The organism is Streptomyces sp. NBC_01723, from assembly GCF_036246005.1.
Lineage (GTDB): Bacteria > Actinomycetota > Actinomycetes > Streptomycetales > Streptomycetaceae > Streptomyces.
In genome coordinates this window covers 3,152,612-3,166,803 of record NZ_CP109171.1, presented here as the reverse complement: position 1 = coordinate 3,166,803, position 14,192 = coordinate 3,152,612, and the positions used below count along the sequence as shown (strand labels likewise).

At 73.8% G+C, this 14,192-nt stretch carries 11 protein-coding genes; 9 read left to right on the top strand and 2 right to left on the bottom strand.

The genetic code is table 11. The annotated features are described in order from the left end of the window. Positions 1 to 10 precede the first annotated feature (10 nt). A complete protein-coding gene (locus OIE75_RS14635; protein WP_307012667.1) occupies positions 11 to 529 on the bottom strand; it encodes a cysteine dioxygenase in 519 nt (172 codons plus the stop codon). Positions 530 to 1,215: 686 nt separating this feature from the next. Here OIE75_RS14635 and OIE75_RS14630 point away from each other — a divergent pair. From OIE75_RS14630 to OIE75_RS14620, 3 genes are all read left to right on the top strand, one after another. Beyond that, the gene (locus OIE75_RS14630) at positions 1,216 to 1,479 is read left to right on the top strand and encodes a WhiB family transcriptional regulator (protein WP_010986447.1); all 264 of its coding nucleotides are present in this window, start codon (positions 1,216 to 1,218) and stop codon (positions 1,477 to 1,479) included. Between the two features lie 184 nt (positions 1,480 to 1,663). Further along, positions 1,664 to 5,482, top strand: a complete 3,819-nt coding sequence (locus OIE75_RS14625; RefSeq protein ID WP_329471147.1) for a glycosyltransferase family 2 protein — start codon at positions 1,664 to 1,666, stop codon at positions 5,480 to 5,482. Continuing rightward, positions 5,479 to 6,981: a DUF5719 family protein gene (locus OIE75_RS14620; protein WP_307012663.1), complete on the top strand. Its 1,503-nt coding sequence runs from the start codon at positions 5,479 to 5,481 to the stop codon at positions 6,979 to 6,981. Before OIE75_RS14625 ends, OIE75_RS14620 begins: the two co-directional genes overlap by 4 nt. A gap of 37 nt (positions 6,982 to 7,018) precedes the next feature. On the opposite strand, the gene OIE75_RS14615 is transcribed toward OIE75_RS14620, so the two are convergent. Then, positions 7,019 to 7,471 (bottom strand): metallopeptidase family protein, encoded by a 453-nt coding sequence (locus tag OIE75_RS14615; RefSeq protein ID WP_163015902.1) that lies wholly within the window; start codon positions 7,469 to 7,471, stop codon positions 7,019 to 7,021. Between the two features lie 294 nt (positions 7,472 to 7,765). Here OIE75_RS14615 and OIE75_RS14610 point away from each other — a divergent pair, with 294 nt between their 5' ends. The 6 genes from OIE75_RS14610 (at position 7,766) to manA (ending at position 14,132) form a co-directional block, all read left to right on the top strand. Beyond that, positions 7,766 to 8,182, top strand: coding sequence for a DUF3499 domain-containing protein (locus OIE75_RS14610; protein WP_307012660.1), 417 nt, complete (start codon positions 7,766 to 7,768; stop codon positions 8,180 to 8,182). A 137-nt stretch (positions 8,183 to 8,319) separates the two neighbouring features. Further along, positions 8,320 to 9,936, top strand: coding sequence for an L-lactate permease (locus tag OIE75_RS14605; protein ID WP_307012658.1), 1,617 nt, complete (start codon positions 8,320 to 8,322; stop codon positions 9,934 to 9,936). Between the two features lie 78 nt (positions 9,937 to 10,014). Further along, on the top strand, positions 10,015 to 11,379 hold the full coding sequence (locus tag OIE75_RS14600; protein ID WP_307012656.1) for a phosphomannomutase/phosphoglucomutase: 1,365 nt from the start codon (positions 10,015 to 10,017) through the stop codon (positions 11,377 to 11,379). A gap of 156 nt (positions 11,380 to 11,535) precedes the next feature. Then, entirely contained in the window at positions 11,536 to 11,706 is a 171-nt protein-coding gene (locus OIE75_RS14595; protein WP_020940431.1) for a Trm112 family protein, read from the top strand. 85 nt (positions 11,707 to 11,791) lie between these two features. Continuing rightward, on the top strand, positions 11,792 to 12,919 hold the full coding sequence (locus OIE75_RS14590) for an SIS domain-containing protein (protein WP_307012653.1): 1,128 nt from the start codon (positions 11,792 to 11,794) through the stop codon (positions 12,917 to 12,919). Between the two features lie 61 nt (positions 12,920 to 12,980). Further along, positions 12,981 to 14,132: a mannose-6-phosphate isomerase, class I gene (gene manA / locus OIE75_RS14585; RefSeq protein ID WP_329471146.1), complete on the top strand. Its 1,152-nt coding sequence runs from the start codon at positions 12,981 to 12,983 to the stop codon at positions 14,130 to 14,132. Positions 14,133 to 14,192 lie beyond the last annotated feature (60 nt).

Sequence of the window (14,192 nt, the reverse complement as noted above, 5' to 3'; positions counted from 1 at the left end):
CGACACCGCGTCAGGCAGTCGTCACGGCGCCGGTGCCCGCGTCCCGCGACGTGGCGGCCGAGCACTGCGGGGCGTGCATGGGCATCTCGGTGAGGCCCGGGTAGTAGACGTGCAGGCTGACCGCGGGCTCCAGCGCGTCGTTGACGACCTCGTGCACGTGCCCGGGTGCGAACACGCGCTGGGTGCCGGCCCGCAACGCGCGCGTGCCGCGCTCCGTGTGCTCGGTGAGGGTCCCCTCCAGGACGGTCCACACGCCGGAGGAGGGGCCGTGGTCGTGGCGTCCGCTGCCCTGTCCCGGCACCCAGGACAGCAGCCACACCTCGTAGCCCGGGCCGGTGCGCAGCCGGTGGTACCAGCGTGTCGTCGCGTCGTACCGGACGAGGTGCTCCCACTCGGAGCGGTCGTCGGCGAGGGAGCGGGCCAGCCCGGCGAACTCGGCCACGGTGGCCGGGTGCTCGCGGGGTGCCTGGAGAAGGTGGGGGACTTCGAGGATGTCGCCGGCGATCTGGAGGTCGCTGTCGCTGTTCATGGGTGCGGTGGTTCCTCGGCGGAAGTGTGCGGCGGGTGGAACGGATGACCAAGAACGCCCTGGTGGGGCGGGACATGGAGCGTCGAGTCGCGTGGACTCTGGGGACAGCCGGAACGCGGTTGGCTCAACAGCTGGAACAGCGGCAACAGCTACAGCGAGCGCGGGCAGCACCGTGGGACCCGGCGGTGCGGGTCGAGGTGAGCGCCAAGTTCGCGAGCATGCCCACAAGGACACCGGTTCACACCGGCACTGTCAACTCGATGCCCGGTAAGTGGGACATGGTTCACCACTTCCGGTTCACCTTGCAGGGGGAAGGTTTGCACAGGGGGGTCCCGGGACACATGGCGCACAAGCCGGGCGCACAACCTCCGTAGTGCTCCTGTGACCCGAATGTGATCAGGTTCGCTTCGGCGCGTGTATCGGAACGGGATCGAACGCCAGGGCGTCTTCCCCGGTACGAGCGGAGCGCGGGTCGAGTGCCCGGCCGGGCCTCTTCGGGATGTCAAGGTTTATGGCGATTTGAACACTTTCCGCTTTGCCTTGGTTCCGCAGAGTGAATAAGGGGCTCAATAGCAGATCTCGGCTTGACTCGCCCGGAGCAGCACACTTGTAATTTCACTCGTGTCGTTTAGCCGGAATCGGTAACGGCCGGATCACGGGGACGCGAAGACAGACGAGGGGCGCACATGACCGAGCTGGTGCAGCAACTGCTGGTCGACGACGCGGACGAGGAACTCGGCTGGCAGGAGCGCGCACTGTGCGCCCAGACCGACCCCGAGTCCTTCTTCCCCGAGAAGGGCGGCTCCACCCGCGAGGCCAAGAAGGTCTGCCTCGCCTGCGAGGTCCGCTCCGAATGCCTCGAGTACGCCCTCGCCAACGACGAGCGGTTCGGCATCTGGGGCGGCCTGTCCGAGAGGGAGCGCCGCCGGCTGAAGAAGGCCGCCATCTGACGAGGCGCCAGAACCGGCGCGAACGGCGGGACCAGCGGGAACGGCCCCTCGCAGGTGGGTTGTCCACAGGCGGCGGGCCCTCTTGCCGTCCAGCCGATAGTGTGGGCGCTCGTCCGAGACGCCCCGCCACTCCCCACCGGCACGGGCGTCCACCGCAGTCCACCGAACCGGGGCCCGTACCTCGATGTCCGTGCAGAGTCACACGGCAGCCCAGCAAGACCTCGCTGCCACACCTGAGTTCCCGCGCCACGTCGTGACCGCGGTCCTCGTCGCCCACGACGGAGCCCGCTGGCTGCCCGACGCGCTCGCCGGGCTGCTCGGCCAGGAGCGCCCCGTCCAGTACGCCGTGGCCGCCGACACCGGCAGCGCCGACGACTCGGCCCGTCTGGTCGGCGAAGCCCTCGGCGGCGACCACGTGCTGCACCTCGCCCGGCGCACCGGCTTCGGCCAGGCCGTGGAGGAGGCGGCCCGCACCGTCCCCGTCCTCACCCCGGAGGACCTGCCGTACCTGAAGCGGCCCAGCGGCTGGGACCCCGTCACGCGCACCTGGCGCGACGACGCCTACGACCTGCCCGAACTGCCCCACGGCGAGCCGGTCCAGTGGCTGTGGCTGCTGCACGACGACTGCGCCCCCGAACCCGACGCCCTGGCCCAGCTGCTGCGCGTCGTGGACACCGAGTACGAACTCGGCCGCGACGACGTCGCCGTCGTCGGCCCCAAGCTCCGCGGCTGGTACGACCGCCGGCAACTGCTGGAGGTCGGCGTCTCCATCGCCAACTCCGGCCGCCGCTGGACCGGCCTGGACCGCCGCGAACAGGACCAGGGACAGCACGACCACGTCCGGCCCGTCCTGTCGGTCTCCACCGCCGGCATGCTGATCCGGCGTGATGTCTTCGAGCGGCTCGGCGGGTTCGACCGCCGGCTGCCCCTGATGCGCGACGACGTCGACCTGTGCTGGCGTGCGCACGCCGCCGGACTGCGCGTCCTCATCGCCCCCGAGGCGGTCGTCCGCCACGCCGAGGCGGCCTCCCGCGAGCGCCGTGCCGTCGACTGCGCGGGCCGCACCGCGGCCTCCCCGCACAAGGTGGACAAGGCCGGCGCCGTCCACACCCTCCTCGTCAACGTCCGTACGGCCGCTCTGCCCTGGGTGCTGCTGCGCATCGTCCTCGGCACGCTGCTGCGCACCCTCGCCTATCTCGTCGGCAAGGTGCCCGGGCAGGCACTCGACGAGATCCGGGGCCTGCTGGGCGTGCTGCTGCGCCCCGAGCGCATCATCGCCGCCCGGCGTGAACGCGGCCGCCCGCAGGTCGAGAAGGACGAACTGCGCCCCCTGTTCCCGCCCCCCGGCGCGACCATCCGCGTCACCGTCGAACAGGTCGCGGGCAACCTCGTCGGCAGCTCCGAGGCCGAGACCGCCGCGGGCGCCGGACGGCACGGCGGCGGCATCGAGTCCGGACCGGGCGGCGACGACGCCGACTTCCTGGAGATCGAGCAGTTCGCCCGCCTCAAGCGCATCGCCCGCAAGCCCGGCCCGGTGCTCTTCCTGATCCTGCTGCTCGCCTCCCTCGCCGCCTGCCGCGCCCTCGTCGGCGGCGGCGCCCTCGCGGGCGGCGCGCTGCTGCCCGCCCCGGCCGACGCCGGCGAGCTGTGGTCGCGCTACGCGGACGCCTGGCACACGGTCGGTACCGGCGGCACCGCCTCCGCCCCGCCCTATCTCGCGATCCTGGCGGCACTGGCCTCCGCGCTGCTCGGCTCGACCGGCACCGCCGTCACCCTGCTGCTGGTCGGCTCGGTGCCCCTGGCCGGCGCCACCGCGTACTTCGCGTCCCGGCCGCTGGTCATGTCCCGGCTGCTGCGCGCGTGGGCGGCCGTCGCCTACGCCTTCCTGCCCGCCGTCACCGGCGCCCTCGCCGGGGGCCGCATCGGCACCGCCGTCCTCGCCGTGCTGCTGCCGCTCATCGCCCGCGCGGGCGTCGCGGCGGCCGGCCTGACGAGCACGTCCGGCGCCCGCGGCAGCTGGCGCGCCACCTGGGCGTACGCGCTGCTGCTGACGGTCACCACCGCCTTCACGCCCGTCGTGTGGCCACTCGCGCTCCTCCTCGGCCTCGGGGTCCTGGCCCTGCGCCGCGGCGAGATCACCGCGTACGGACTGCGCTTCCTCGCCCAGCTCGGCACCCCCCTGCTGCTGCTCGCGCCCTGGTCGCTGTCGCTGCTGCCCCTCGGCTTCTTCGACGAGGCCGGGCTGGACTACGGCTCGTCGGCCGCCTCCGCCCTCGACCTGCTCGGCGCGAGCCCCGGCGGCCCGGGAACGGTCGGCGGGCTGGTCCTCATCGGCATCGTGCTGGCCGCGCTGGCCGCCCTGCTGCGCTCCGAGCGGCAGGTGGGCATCCGGGCCGCGTGGGCGGTGGCCGTGGCCGGCTTCGTCTTCGCGGTCCTCTCCAACCGCTCCACCTGGGCCGGCCCCGCCACCCTCGTCTACGGCATCGCCCTGCTGGCCGCCGCGACCCTCGGCGCCGACGGAGCCCGCTCCCGCGTCGCCGAGCAGAGCTTCGGCTGGCGCCAGCCCGTCGCCGCGCTGATCGCCCTCGCCTCGGCCGTCGGCCCGCTGATCGCCGCCACCGGGTGGATGATCGGGGGCGCCGACGGCCCCGTCGAGCGACGCGACCCCGCACAGGTGCCCGCGTTCGTCGCCGAGGAGAGCCGCACCCGCGACCAGGCCCGCACCCTCGTCCTCGACAGCGACTCCACCGCCCACGTCGGATACATGCTGGTCCGCGGCTCCGGAGCCCGCCTCGGCGACGGCGAACTGGCCGCCGGGGACGGCGAGAACAGCACCCTCGACAAGATCGTCGCCAACCTGGTGGCCGGCTCCGGCGCGGACCAGGCGGACCAGCTCGGCGGCTTCGCCGTGCGCTACGTGCTCGTGCACAAGGGCGCGCCCCGCGAGGTCACCCGGGTCCTGGACGCCACCCCCGGCCTGAGCAGGCTCAGCCAGCAGGACGGCAGCGGACTGTGGCGGGTGGATCAGGAGGTCGCCCGCGCGACCATCGTGTCGGGCGGCGACTCCGCCACCGACGAACCCCAGCCCGTGGCGGCCGGACCGGTCGACATCCACACCGACATCGAACCGGGCCCCGACGGCCGCGTGCTGCGCCTCGCCGACACCGCGGCCGAGGGCTGGACCGCCACCCTGGACGGCAAGCCGCTCAGCCGCACCACGGTCGACGGCTGGGCCCAGGGCTTCGAACTCCCCGCCTCCGGCGGCAGACTGGACGTCACCTACGACGACCCGTTCACCCACACCGTCTGGCTGTGGGCCCAGGGCCTGCTCGCCGTGGTCCTGGTCGTCCTCGCGCTGCCCGGCAGGCGCCGCGACGTCGACGACGACCTGCCCGAGGAGCCGCTGATCCCCGCCGAGGCCCTGGAGGGCGAGGGACGTCGTGCCCGGCGACTGCGCGCCCAGGCGGAGGCGGAGGCGGAGGCCGGGACGGACACGGAGACGCCGGCCGCACCGGCGGACGGCGCCCCCGAGGTGCCCGAACCCCCCGCGGCGCCACCGGCGCCCCCGGCGCCGGTCCCGCAGCAGCCGGCGTACGGCGAGTGGGACTCGACGGGGTACCAGACCGAGTACGGCACCTACGACGCCTACGGCCAGGAGCAGTACCAGGGCGGCACCCAGCAGCAGTACGACCAGGGCGCCTACGCGCAGCAGCCGTACCAGCAGGGGGACCCGTACCAGCAGGAGCCCTACCCCGCGGGCGCCTACCAGGACGGCCGCGGCGCCCCGTACGAGCCGGACCAGCACGCCCCGTACGCCTACGGCGAGCAGGCGCAGGCCCAGCCCCAGGAGGGCGGTTACGACCCCGCCTACGACCAGGCGTACGGCCAGGGCGGCAACGACCAGGCGTATGGCCAGGGCGGCTACGACGCGCCGTACGACCCCTCCCAGCCCCACCACCCCCACGGCACGGGCAGTGAGCGTCCCGACGGGAGCCAGCAGTGAAGCGCACGACCCTGTCCCTGATCGCCTGCGCGGCCGCGCTCGCCGCCGTCACCGGGTTCGCGGCGGTCGCCACCCCGGACGTCTCCGGTTCCGGCACCGACGCGCCGGCCGCCCGGCTGCCCGTGGAGCGCACCAGCCTGCTCTGCCCCGCGCCCAGCACCTCCGACCTCGCCGAGACCCGGTACACCTCCTTCACGCCCGTCACGAAGGGCGCCGACGAGAAGGGCGAGGCGGCGCTCACCACCGCGGCACGGGGCGACGAGGCCGGGGACGCCAAGGACGGGAAGAAGGACGACGAGAAGGCCGCGAAGCCGCCCGTCGAGCCCAAGGAGCCCGGCACCCCGGCCACCGGCACGACCTCCGGCTCCGACACGCCCGCGCTGATCGGCACCGCCGAGGGCGCTCAGGCCCCCGGCTGGACGGTGCAGCAGACCACGGAGGTCGCCGCCGGGACGGGCCGCGGCCTCCAGGGGGTCAACTGCACGGCCCCGGACACGGAGTTCTGGTTCCCCGGCGCCAGCACGGCGGCCGGCCGCACGGACTACGTCCACCTGACGAACCCCGACGACTCGGCCGCCGTCGTCGACATCGAGCTCTACGGCAAGGACGGAGCCCTCGAGTCCACGGTGGGGGAGGGCGTCACGGTGCCGCCGCACGGCACCGAGTCCCTGCTGCTGTCCACGCTCGCCGACGTGAAGGAGACCGACGTGACCGTCCACGTCGGCGTGCGCAGCGGGCGGGTCGGGGCCGCGGTGCAGGCCCTGGACGACAAGACCGGCGGCGACTGGCTGACCGCGGCCGCGGACCCGGCGGGCGACCTGGTCCTGCCGGGCATCCCGAAGGACGCGACCGCCGTCCGCCTGGTGCTGTTCACCCCCGGCGGCACCGACGCCGACCTGAAGGTGCGGCTCGCCTCGCCGTCGGGGCTGATCACCCCCGCCGGACACGAGACGGTGCACGTCAAGGCCGGCATGACGACGGGCGTGGACCTCGGTGAGGTCACGCGCGGCGAGGCGGGTTCGCTGGTGCTGACGCCGACGGACGGGGCCGTGCCGGTGGTGGCCGCGGTCCGGGTCGTACGGGGCAAGGGCGGCGAGCAGGAGTCGGCGTTCATCCCGGCGACCGACCCGGTCGGCGCGCGCGCGACGGCCGCGGACAACCGCGCCAAGGGCACGACCCTGGCCCTGACCGCCCCGGGCGAGGGCGCCGAGGTGAAGGTGACGGCGTCGGCGGGCACGGAGGGCGGCACGACGGCGACCAAGACGTACACGGTCAAGGCCGGCACCACCCAGAACGTCGAGGCACCCGTCCCCGCCGGCCTCAAGGGCGGCTACGCGCTCACCGTCGAGACCGTCTCCGGAGGGCCGGTCCACGCGTCCCGCACCCTGACCGTCTCGGACGAGGACGTGGCGTCCTTCACCGTCCAGACCCTCCCCGACGACCGGGGGACGGTCTCGGTGCCGAACGCGGAGGAAGACCTCTCGGTGCTGCAGAAGTAGAACGCGCGACCGGGGAGGGGGAAGGCGCCCCGCGCCCTCAGTCCTCCCCGTACCGCGGATCCACCGTCTCCGGCGTCAGCCCCAGCAACTCGGCGACCTGTTCCACGACGACCTCGTGCACCAGTGCCGCCCGTTCGTCCCGGCCCTTGGTCCGGATCTCCACCGGCCGCCGGTACACGACCACCCGTCCCCGCCGGCCCTCACGCGAGGGCACCGTGCCGCCGAGCGGGACCGCCTCGTCGTTCCACATCTCCCCGGGCCCGTCCAGCCGGGGCACGTCGAGGACGAGGAAATCGATGTCGGCGAGTTGCGGCCACCGCCGCTCCAGGCGCTCCACGGAGTCCTGCACCAGGTCCGCGAACACCTCGCCGCGGCTCGCGGCGAGCGGCACCTGCGGGGGCGCCACCGGACCGCGCATGCCCCGGCCGTGGCGATCACGACGGCGGGGCCCTGGGCGACCGGCATCACGGGGCGTCACGGGGTTGTCCATCACTGGTGAAGGGTAGTCCCCGCCGAGGTCGCGCGCCCGGCCGCACACGCGGACCGGACAGCGCCGAGGCCCGAGACGCGGCTTGTCGCCGAATGACCATTCCAGCCAAGGTTGGGCTCGATTCCGTATCTCTCCGCGACCGTGGAACTCAAGGCAAATGTCTCTGTTTGTATCAGGTCGTGACCGCTTCCCAGACGGTCCCGCCGCCCGGAAACCGGCGTCCGTGCAGGTCACCGGGGTGTGTTCCGAGGCGCTCGTAGGGCGTTTCACGCCACGACACGGGGGTGTGACCTGCTGGAGAGTCGTCGCGGCCCGCTCAAGAGTGCGGTACCGTCCAACATCGTGAGCCCTGTACGTCGCTGTTCGCGCACCGCCTGCGGCCGTCCCGCCGTCGCGACGCTGACGTACGTCTACGCCGACTCGACCGCGGTCCTCGGCCCGCTCGCCACCTACGCCGAACCCCACTGCTACGACCTGTGCGCCGAGCACTCCGAGCGCCTCACCGCCCCGCGCGGCTGGGAGGTCGTCCGCCTGCTCGACGGGTCGGCCCCGGCCCGCCCCAGCGGCGACGACCTGGAAGCGCTGGCCAACGCGGTGCGCGAGGCGGCCCGTCCCCAGGAGCGGGCGGCCGGGGGCGGCGGGCGCACGGCCGACCCGATGGAGGTCGCGCGCCGCGGCCATCTCCGCGTGCTGCGCTCGCCGGAGAACTGAGCAGGGGCGTTCGCCCGTCTCGGCATCTCCCGTCACATCCGTTGCTGCACACCCATTGACGTCGCCTTGTCGCGGACACGACCATTCCGGAAGCCGCGAGAAAACGCTTTCGCATTGCGGAATCCGGGGAGGCGCCCGTGTACGTGCAGGAACTGGAACCCGTCGCCGGTTCGCTCGGCCTGTCCGCCCTGGTGGCGGCCCTGCCCCTGGTGATCGTCCTCGTCCTGCTGGGCGGCGTCCGCATGAAGGCGCACCTGGCGGGCCTCACCGGTCTCCTGGCGGCCGTACTCGTGGCGTGGCTGGCGTACGGCATGCCGCTGGACCAGACGGCCTCCAGCGCCGTCCAGGGGGCCGTTTTCGGCCTCTTCCCCATCCTGTGGATCGTCGTGAACGCCCTGTGGGTCTACCGGATGACCGTCCGCACCCGGCACTTCGACATCCTGCGCCGCTCCTTCGGGCGGCTGTCCGACGACCCCCGCATCCAGGCCCTCGTCGTCGCCTTCTGCTTCGGCGCCCTGCTGGAGGCCCTGGCCGGCTTCGGGGCGCCCGTCGCGATCTGCTCGGTCATGCTCGTCGCGCTCGGCTTCGACCCGGTCCGCGCGGCGGTCGTGTCGCTGGTCGCCAACACCGCGCCGGTCGCCTTCGGCGCGATGGGTACCCCCGTGGTGACGCTGGCCCAGGTCACCGGGCTGCCCCTGGACGACGTCGCCTCCGTCGTCGGCCGCCAGACCCCCCTGCTCGCCCTGATCGTCCCGCTGCTGCTGGTCGGCCTGGTGGACGGGCGGCGCGGACTGCGCGAGACCTGGGTCCCCGCGATGGCCTGCGGAGTCGCCTTCGCCGTCGCCCAGTTCGTCGCGTCCAACTACATCTCCGCCCAGCTCGCCGACATCGCCGCCGCCCTGGTCGGGGCCGGCGCCCTGGTCGCCGTACCGCACTCCCGCAGGCCCGCCGCCGAACCCGTCCGGGCGGCCGTCCTGACCGGCGCCCGCAGCGAGGAACTGGACGAGGACGACTCCCGCCGGGAGGTGCTGCGCGCCTACGCCCCCTACGCCCTGATCGTCGCCGTCTTCTCCGTCGCGCAGATCCCGGCGGTCAAGGACTGGCTGGCCCGGGCGACCCAGACCTACGACTGGCCGTTCCTGGACGTGGCCGACCCCGAGGGCAATCCGGTGGGGGGCAACGTCTTCTCCTGGCCGATCGTCTCCACCGGCGGCACGCTCGTCCTGTTCGCCGGGCTGGTCACGGCCGTCGTCCTCGGCGTGCACGCGCGCGTGGCGGCCAAGGAGTGGCTCGCGACCGTCCACGAACTGCGGTTCGCGATCCTCACCGTCACCTCGGTGCTGGCCCTCGCCTACGTCATGAACCTCTCCGGACAGGCCGCCACCATCGGCCACTTCGTCGCCGCGGCGGGCGCCGGGCTCGCCTTCCTCTCCCCGGTCCTCGGCTGGTTCGGCGTGGCCGTCTCCGGCTCCGACACCTCGGCCAACGCGCTCTTCGGCGCCCTCCAGGTGACCGCCGCGCGGGAGTCCGGCCTCTCTCCCGAACTGCTCGCCGCCGCCAACAGCTCCGGCGGTGTGCTCGGCAAGATGATCTCCCCGCAGAACCTCACCATCGCCTGCGCCGCCGTCGGACTCGCGGGCCGCGAGGGCGACCTGCTGCGCAAGGTGCTGCCCTGGAGCCTCGGCCTGCTGCTGGTGATGTGCCTGATCGTGGTCGGCCAGTCCACGGTCGTCCTGGGCTGGATGCTGCCCTGACCTTCGGGAACCGCGCGACGGCCGGGCGGCGGGTGCGGGTACTTTGGGGGCCCCAGAGCACCTCCAGGAAGGCTGGCCGTGGCTGCTGATCTGTCGCAGATCGTGAAGGCGTACGACGTGCGCGGTGTCGTACCCGACCAGTGGGACGAGTCGCTGGCCGAGCTGTTCGGCGCGGCCTTCGTCGAGCTGACCGGAGCGAGCGCCGTCGTCGTCGGGCACGACATGCGGCCCTCGTCGCCCGGCCTGTCCGGTGCCTTCGCGCGCGGGGCCGCGGCCCGGGGCGCCGACGTGACCGAGATCGGCCTGTGCTCGACCGACCAGCTGTACTACGCCTCCGGCGCGCTGGACCTGCCGGGCGCCATGTTCACCGCCTCGCACAATCCGGCCCAGTACAACGGCATCAAGCTCTGCCGCGCGGGCGCCGCACCCGTCGGCCAGGACACCGGCCTCGCCGAGATCCGCGCCCTCGTGGAGCGCTGGAGCGACACCGGCGCCCCGGAACCGGCGTCCCGGCCGGGCACCGTCACCCGGCGCGACACCCTCGCCGACTACGCCGCCCACCTGCGCTCCCTGGTCGACCTCACCGCCATCCGCCCCCTGAAGGTCGTCGTCGACGCGGGCAACGGCATGGGCGGCCACACCGTCCCCTCGGTCTTCGCCGGGCTGCCCCTCGACCTCGTGCCGATGTACTTCGAACTGGACGGCACCTTCCCCAACCACGAGGCCAACCCGCTCGACCCGGCCAACCTCGTCGACCTCCAGAAGCGCGTCCGCGAGGAGGGCGCCGACCTCGGCCTCGCCTTCGACGGCGACGCCGACCGCTGCTTCGTCGTCGACCAGGACGGCAACCCGGTCTCCCCGTCGGCGGTCACCGCACTCGTGGCCGCCCGCGAACTCGCCCGCAACGGCGGCCGGGGCATGGTCATCCACAACCTGATCACCTCCTGGTCCGTCCCGGAGGTCGTCGAGGAGAACGGCGGCACACCGGTACGCACGCGCGTGGGCCACTCCTTCATCAAGGCCGAGATGGCCCGCACCGGCGCCATCTTCGGCGGCGAGCACTCCGCGCACTACTACTTCCGCGACTTCTGGAACGCCGACACGGGCATGCTGGCCGCCCTCCACGTCCTGGCCGCCCTCGGCGGTCAGCAGGGCCCGCTGTCCGCCCTCGTCGCCGAGTACGACCGCTACGCCGGCTCCGGCGAGATCAACTCCACCGTCGCCGACCAGGGGGACCGCCTCGCCGCGATCAGGGCCGCGTACGAGGGCCGCGACGACATCACCCTGGACGACCTCGACGGCCTCACCGTCACGTCGGCCGACTGGTGGTTCAACGTCCGCCCCTCCAACACCGAGCCCCTGCTCCGCCTGAACGCGGAGGCCCGCGACGAGGCGACGATGACGAAGGTGCGGGACGCGGCGCTGTCGATCATCAGAGGGTGAGGTCGGCCGGGGCGTTCTGCCTCGCGGCGAGGGAGCCGGATCTCCAGCCCACCGAGCCGGACGGCGGACGATGGGCCTTTGTCCCCCACGCCCTCACCGGCGGTACCCTGACCAGCACATCCGCACAAGACGAACCGCCCCCCGAAGGGAACCCCCATGCCGCTCGAAGCCGGCCTCCTGGAGATCCTCGCCTGCCCCGCCTGCCACGCCCCCCTCAAGGAGCAGGACGCGGAACTGATCTGCACCGGCCAGGACTGCGGCCTGGCCTACCCGGTGCGCGACGGCATCCCCGTCCTCCTCGTCGACGAGGCCCGCCGCCCCGCCTGACCGACGGCGAAGCGACCCGGCACCCCGGCCACTCGGCGACCCCGCGCAACCGAACGAACGCCCCGGCGATCGGAGACCTGCCGCCATGCTCGACGAATCGCTCCTCGACACCCCGGAGCGCCTCACCGAGGCCGACCACCGCGGACTGCTGCGCGGCGCAGCCGAGGCCGGTGCCCGTGTACGCACCGCCGCCCGGCACGCCGCCGAGGCCGGAGTCGGCAACCTCAAGCCCGACGGCCGCCCCCGCGCCGTCCTGATCGCCGGGCCCGGCGCCGCCGCCACCCAGGCCGCCGACCTCCTCGGCACCCTCGCCGGGGCCGGCAGCCCCGTCACCCGCCTCGCCCCCACCGGCGTCGCCCCCGCCGCGGGCGCCCTGCGCTGGGAACTGCCCGGCTGGGCCGGCTCCGTGGACCTCCTGCTGATCGCCACCCCCGACGGCACCGAGCCGGGCCTCTCCCTGCTCGCCGAACAGGCCTACCGCCGGGGCTGCACGGTCGTCGCCGTCGCCCCCGCCGGCTGCCCGCTCAGCGAGTCGGTGAACGCCGCGCACGGCCTGTTCATCCCGATGGCGACGGCCCCGTACGACCAGGACGAACCCCTGGCCGGTGCCGCCCCCGGAGTCCTGTGGGCGCTGCTCACGCCGCTGCTCGTACTCCTCGACCGCACCGCCCTGCTCGACGCGCCGCCCGAGACCGTCGAGAAGATCGCCGACCGCCTCGACCGCATCGCCGAACGCTGCGGGCCCGCCATCGTGACGTACAGCAACCCCGCCAAGACCCTGGCGGCCGAGCTGGCCGACTCCCTCCCGGTGATCTGGACCGAGGGCACCTCCGCCGGCCCCGCCGGCCGCCGTTTCGCCGCCGCGCTCGCCGAACTGTCCGGCACCCCGGCCGTCGTCGCCGACCTGCCCGAGGCGCTTGCCGCGCACGCCGCCCTGCTCGCCGGGCGCCTCGCCGCCGGCGCCGACCCCGACGACTTCTTCCGCGACCGCGTCGAGGAGGCACCAGCCCTGCACGCGCGCGTGGTACTCCTGCGCGACCGCCCCAGCGGGGGCCTCACCGCCGCCCCCAACGCCCGTGAACTGGCCCTCAGCCACGACACGCCGATGAGCGAACTGGAGCCGGAAGCGGGCGGCGAACTGGAGACCCTCGCCGAACTGATCGCCATCACGGATTTCGCCGCCGTTTACCTGGCGCTCGCCTCGGGCGCCTGATCCCGTACGCACCATCGGGAACGCACCGCACGCACAGGACACGCACCGGCAGAGAGAGCCCATGGACCGCCTCGACAACACCGTCCGCCCCTACGCCTGGGGTTCCACCACCGCGATCCCGACCCTGCTCGGGACCGAGCCGACCGGCGAACCTCAGGCGGAGATGTGGATGGGCGCCCACCCCGGCGCCCCCTCCCGCACCGGCCGGGGCACCCTCGCCGAGGTCGTCGACGCCGCCCCCGAGAAGGAACTGGGCGCCGCCTCCGTGGCGAAGTTCGGCCCCCGGCTGCCCTTCCTCCTCAAGCTCCTCGCCGCCGGCGCCCCGCTCTCCCTCCAGGTCCACCCCGACCTCGCCCAGGCCAGGGCCGGTTACGAGGACGAGGAGCGCCGGGGCATCCCCCTGGACGCCCCGCACCGCAACTACAAGGACGCCAACCACAAGCCCGAACTGATCTGCGCCCTCACCGAGTTCGACGGCCTGTGCGGCTTCCGCCCGCCGACCGAGACGGCCGACCTGCTCGACGGCCTCGGCGTCGCCTCCCTCAAGCCGTACGTCGACCTGCTGCGCGCCCACCCCGAGGACGCCGCCCTGCGCGAGGTCCTCACCGCCGTCCTCACCGCCGACCCCGAGGAGATGCCCCGCACGGTCACCGAGGTCGCGGCCGCCTGCGACCGCCTCGGCGGCGCCTACGCCCCGTACGCCGACATCGCCCACCACTACCCGGGCGACCCCGGCGTCCTCGCCGCGATGCTCCTCAACCACGTCAGGCTCCAGCCCGGCGAGGCCCTGTACCTCGGCGCCGGAATCCCGCACGCCTACCTGAACGGTCTCGGCGTCGAGATCATGGCCAACTCCGACAACGTCCTGCGCTGCGGCCTCACGCCCAAGCACGTCGACGTCCCCGAACTGCTGCGCATCGTCCGCTTCGAGGCCGGCGACCCCGGCGTACTGCGCCCCGAGGCGTCCCCGGACGGCGAAGAGGTCTACGAGACCCCGATCGACGAGTTCCGGCTGTCCCGCCACGTCCTGCCCGAGGGGGCCGGCGCCCACGACCTCACCCGGCCCACCCCGCAGATCCTGCTCTGCACGGCGGGCACCGTGCGGGCCGGCGAGCACGAACTCACCCCGGGGCAGTCGGTGTTCGTCGCGGCGGGCGAAAAGGCCGAAGTGTCCGGAACTGGCACGCTCTTCCGTGCCACCGTGCTCGTCTGACGCACGTCTGAGGGGCGAACGAAGGGGCATCCGGCACGTCGGGGCCCGCGCGGGCTGCAA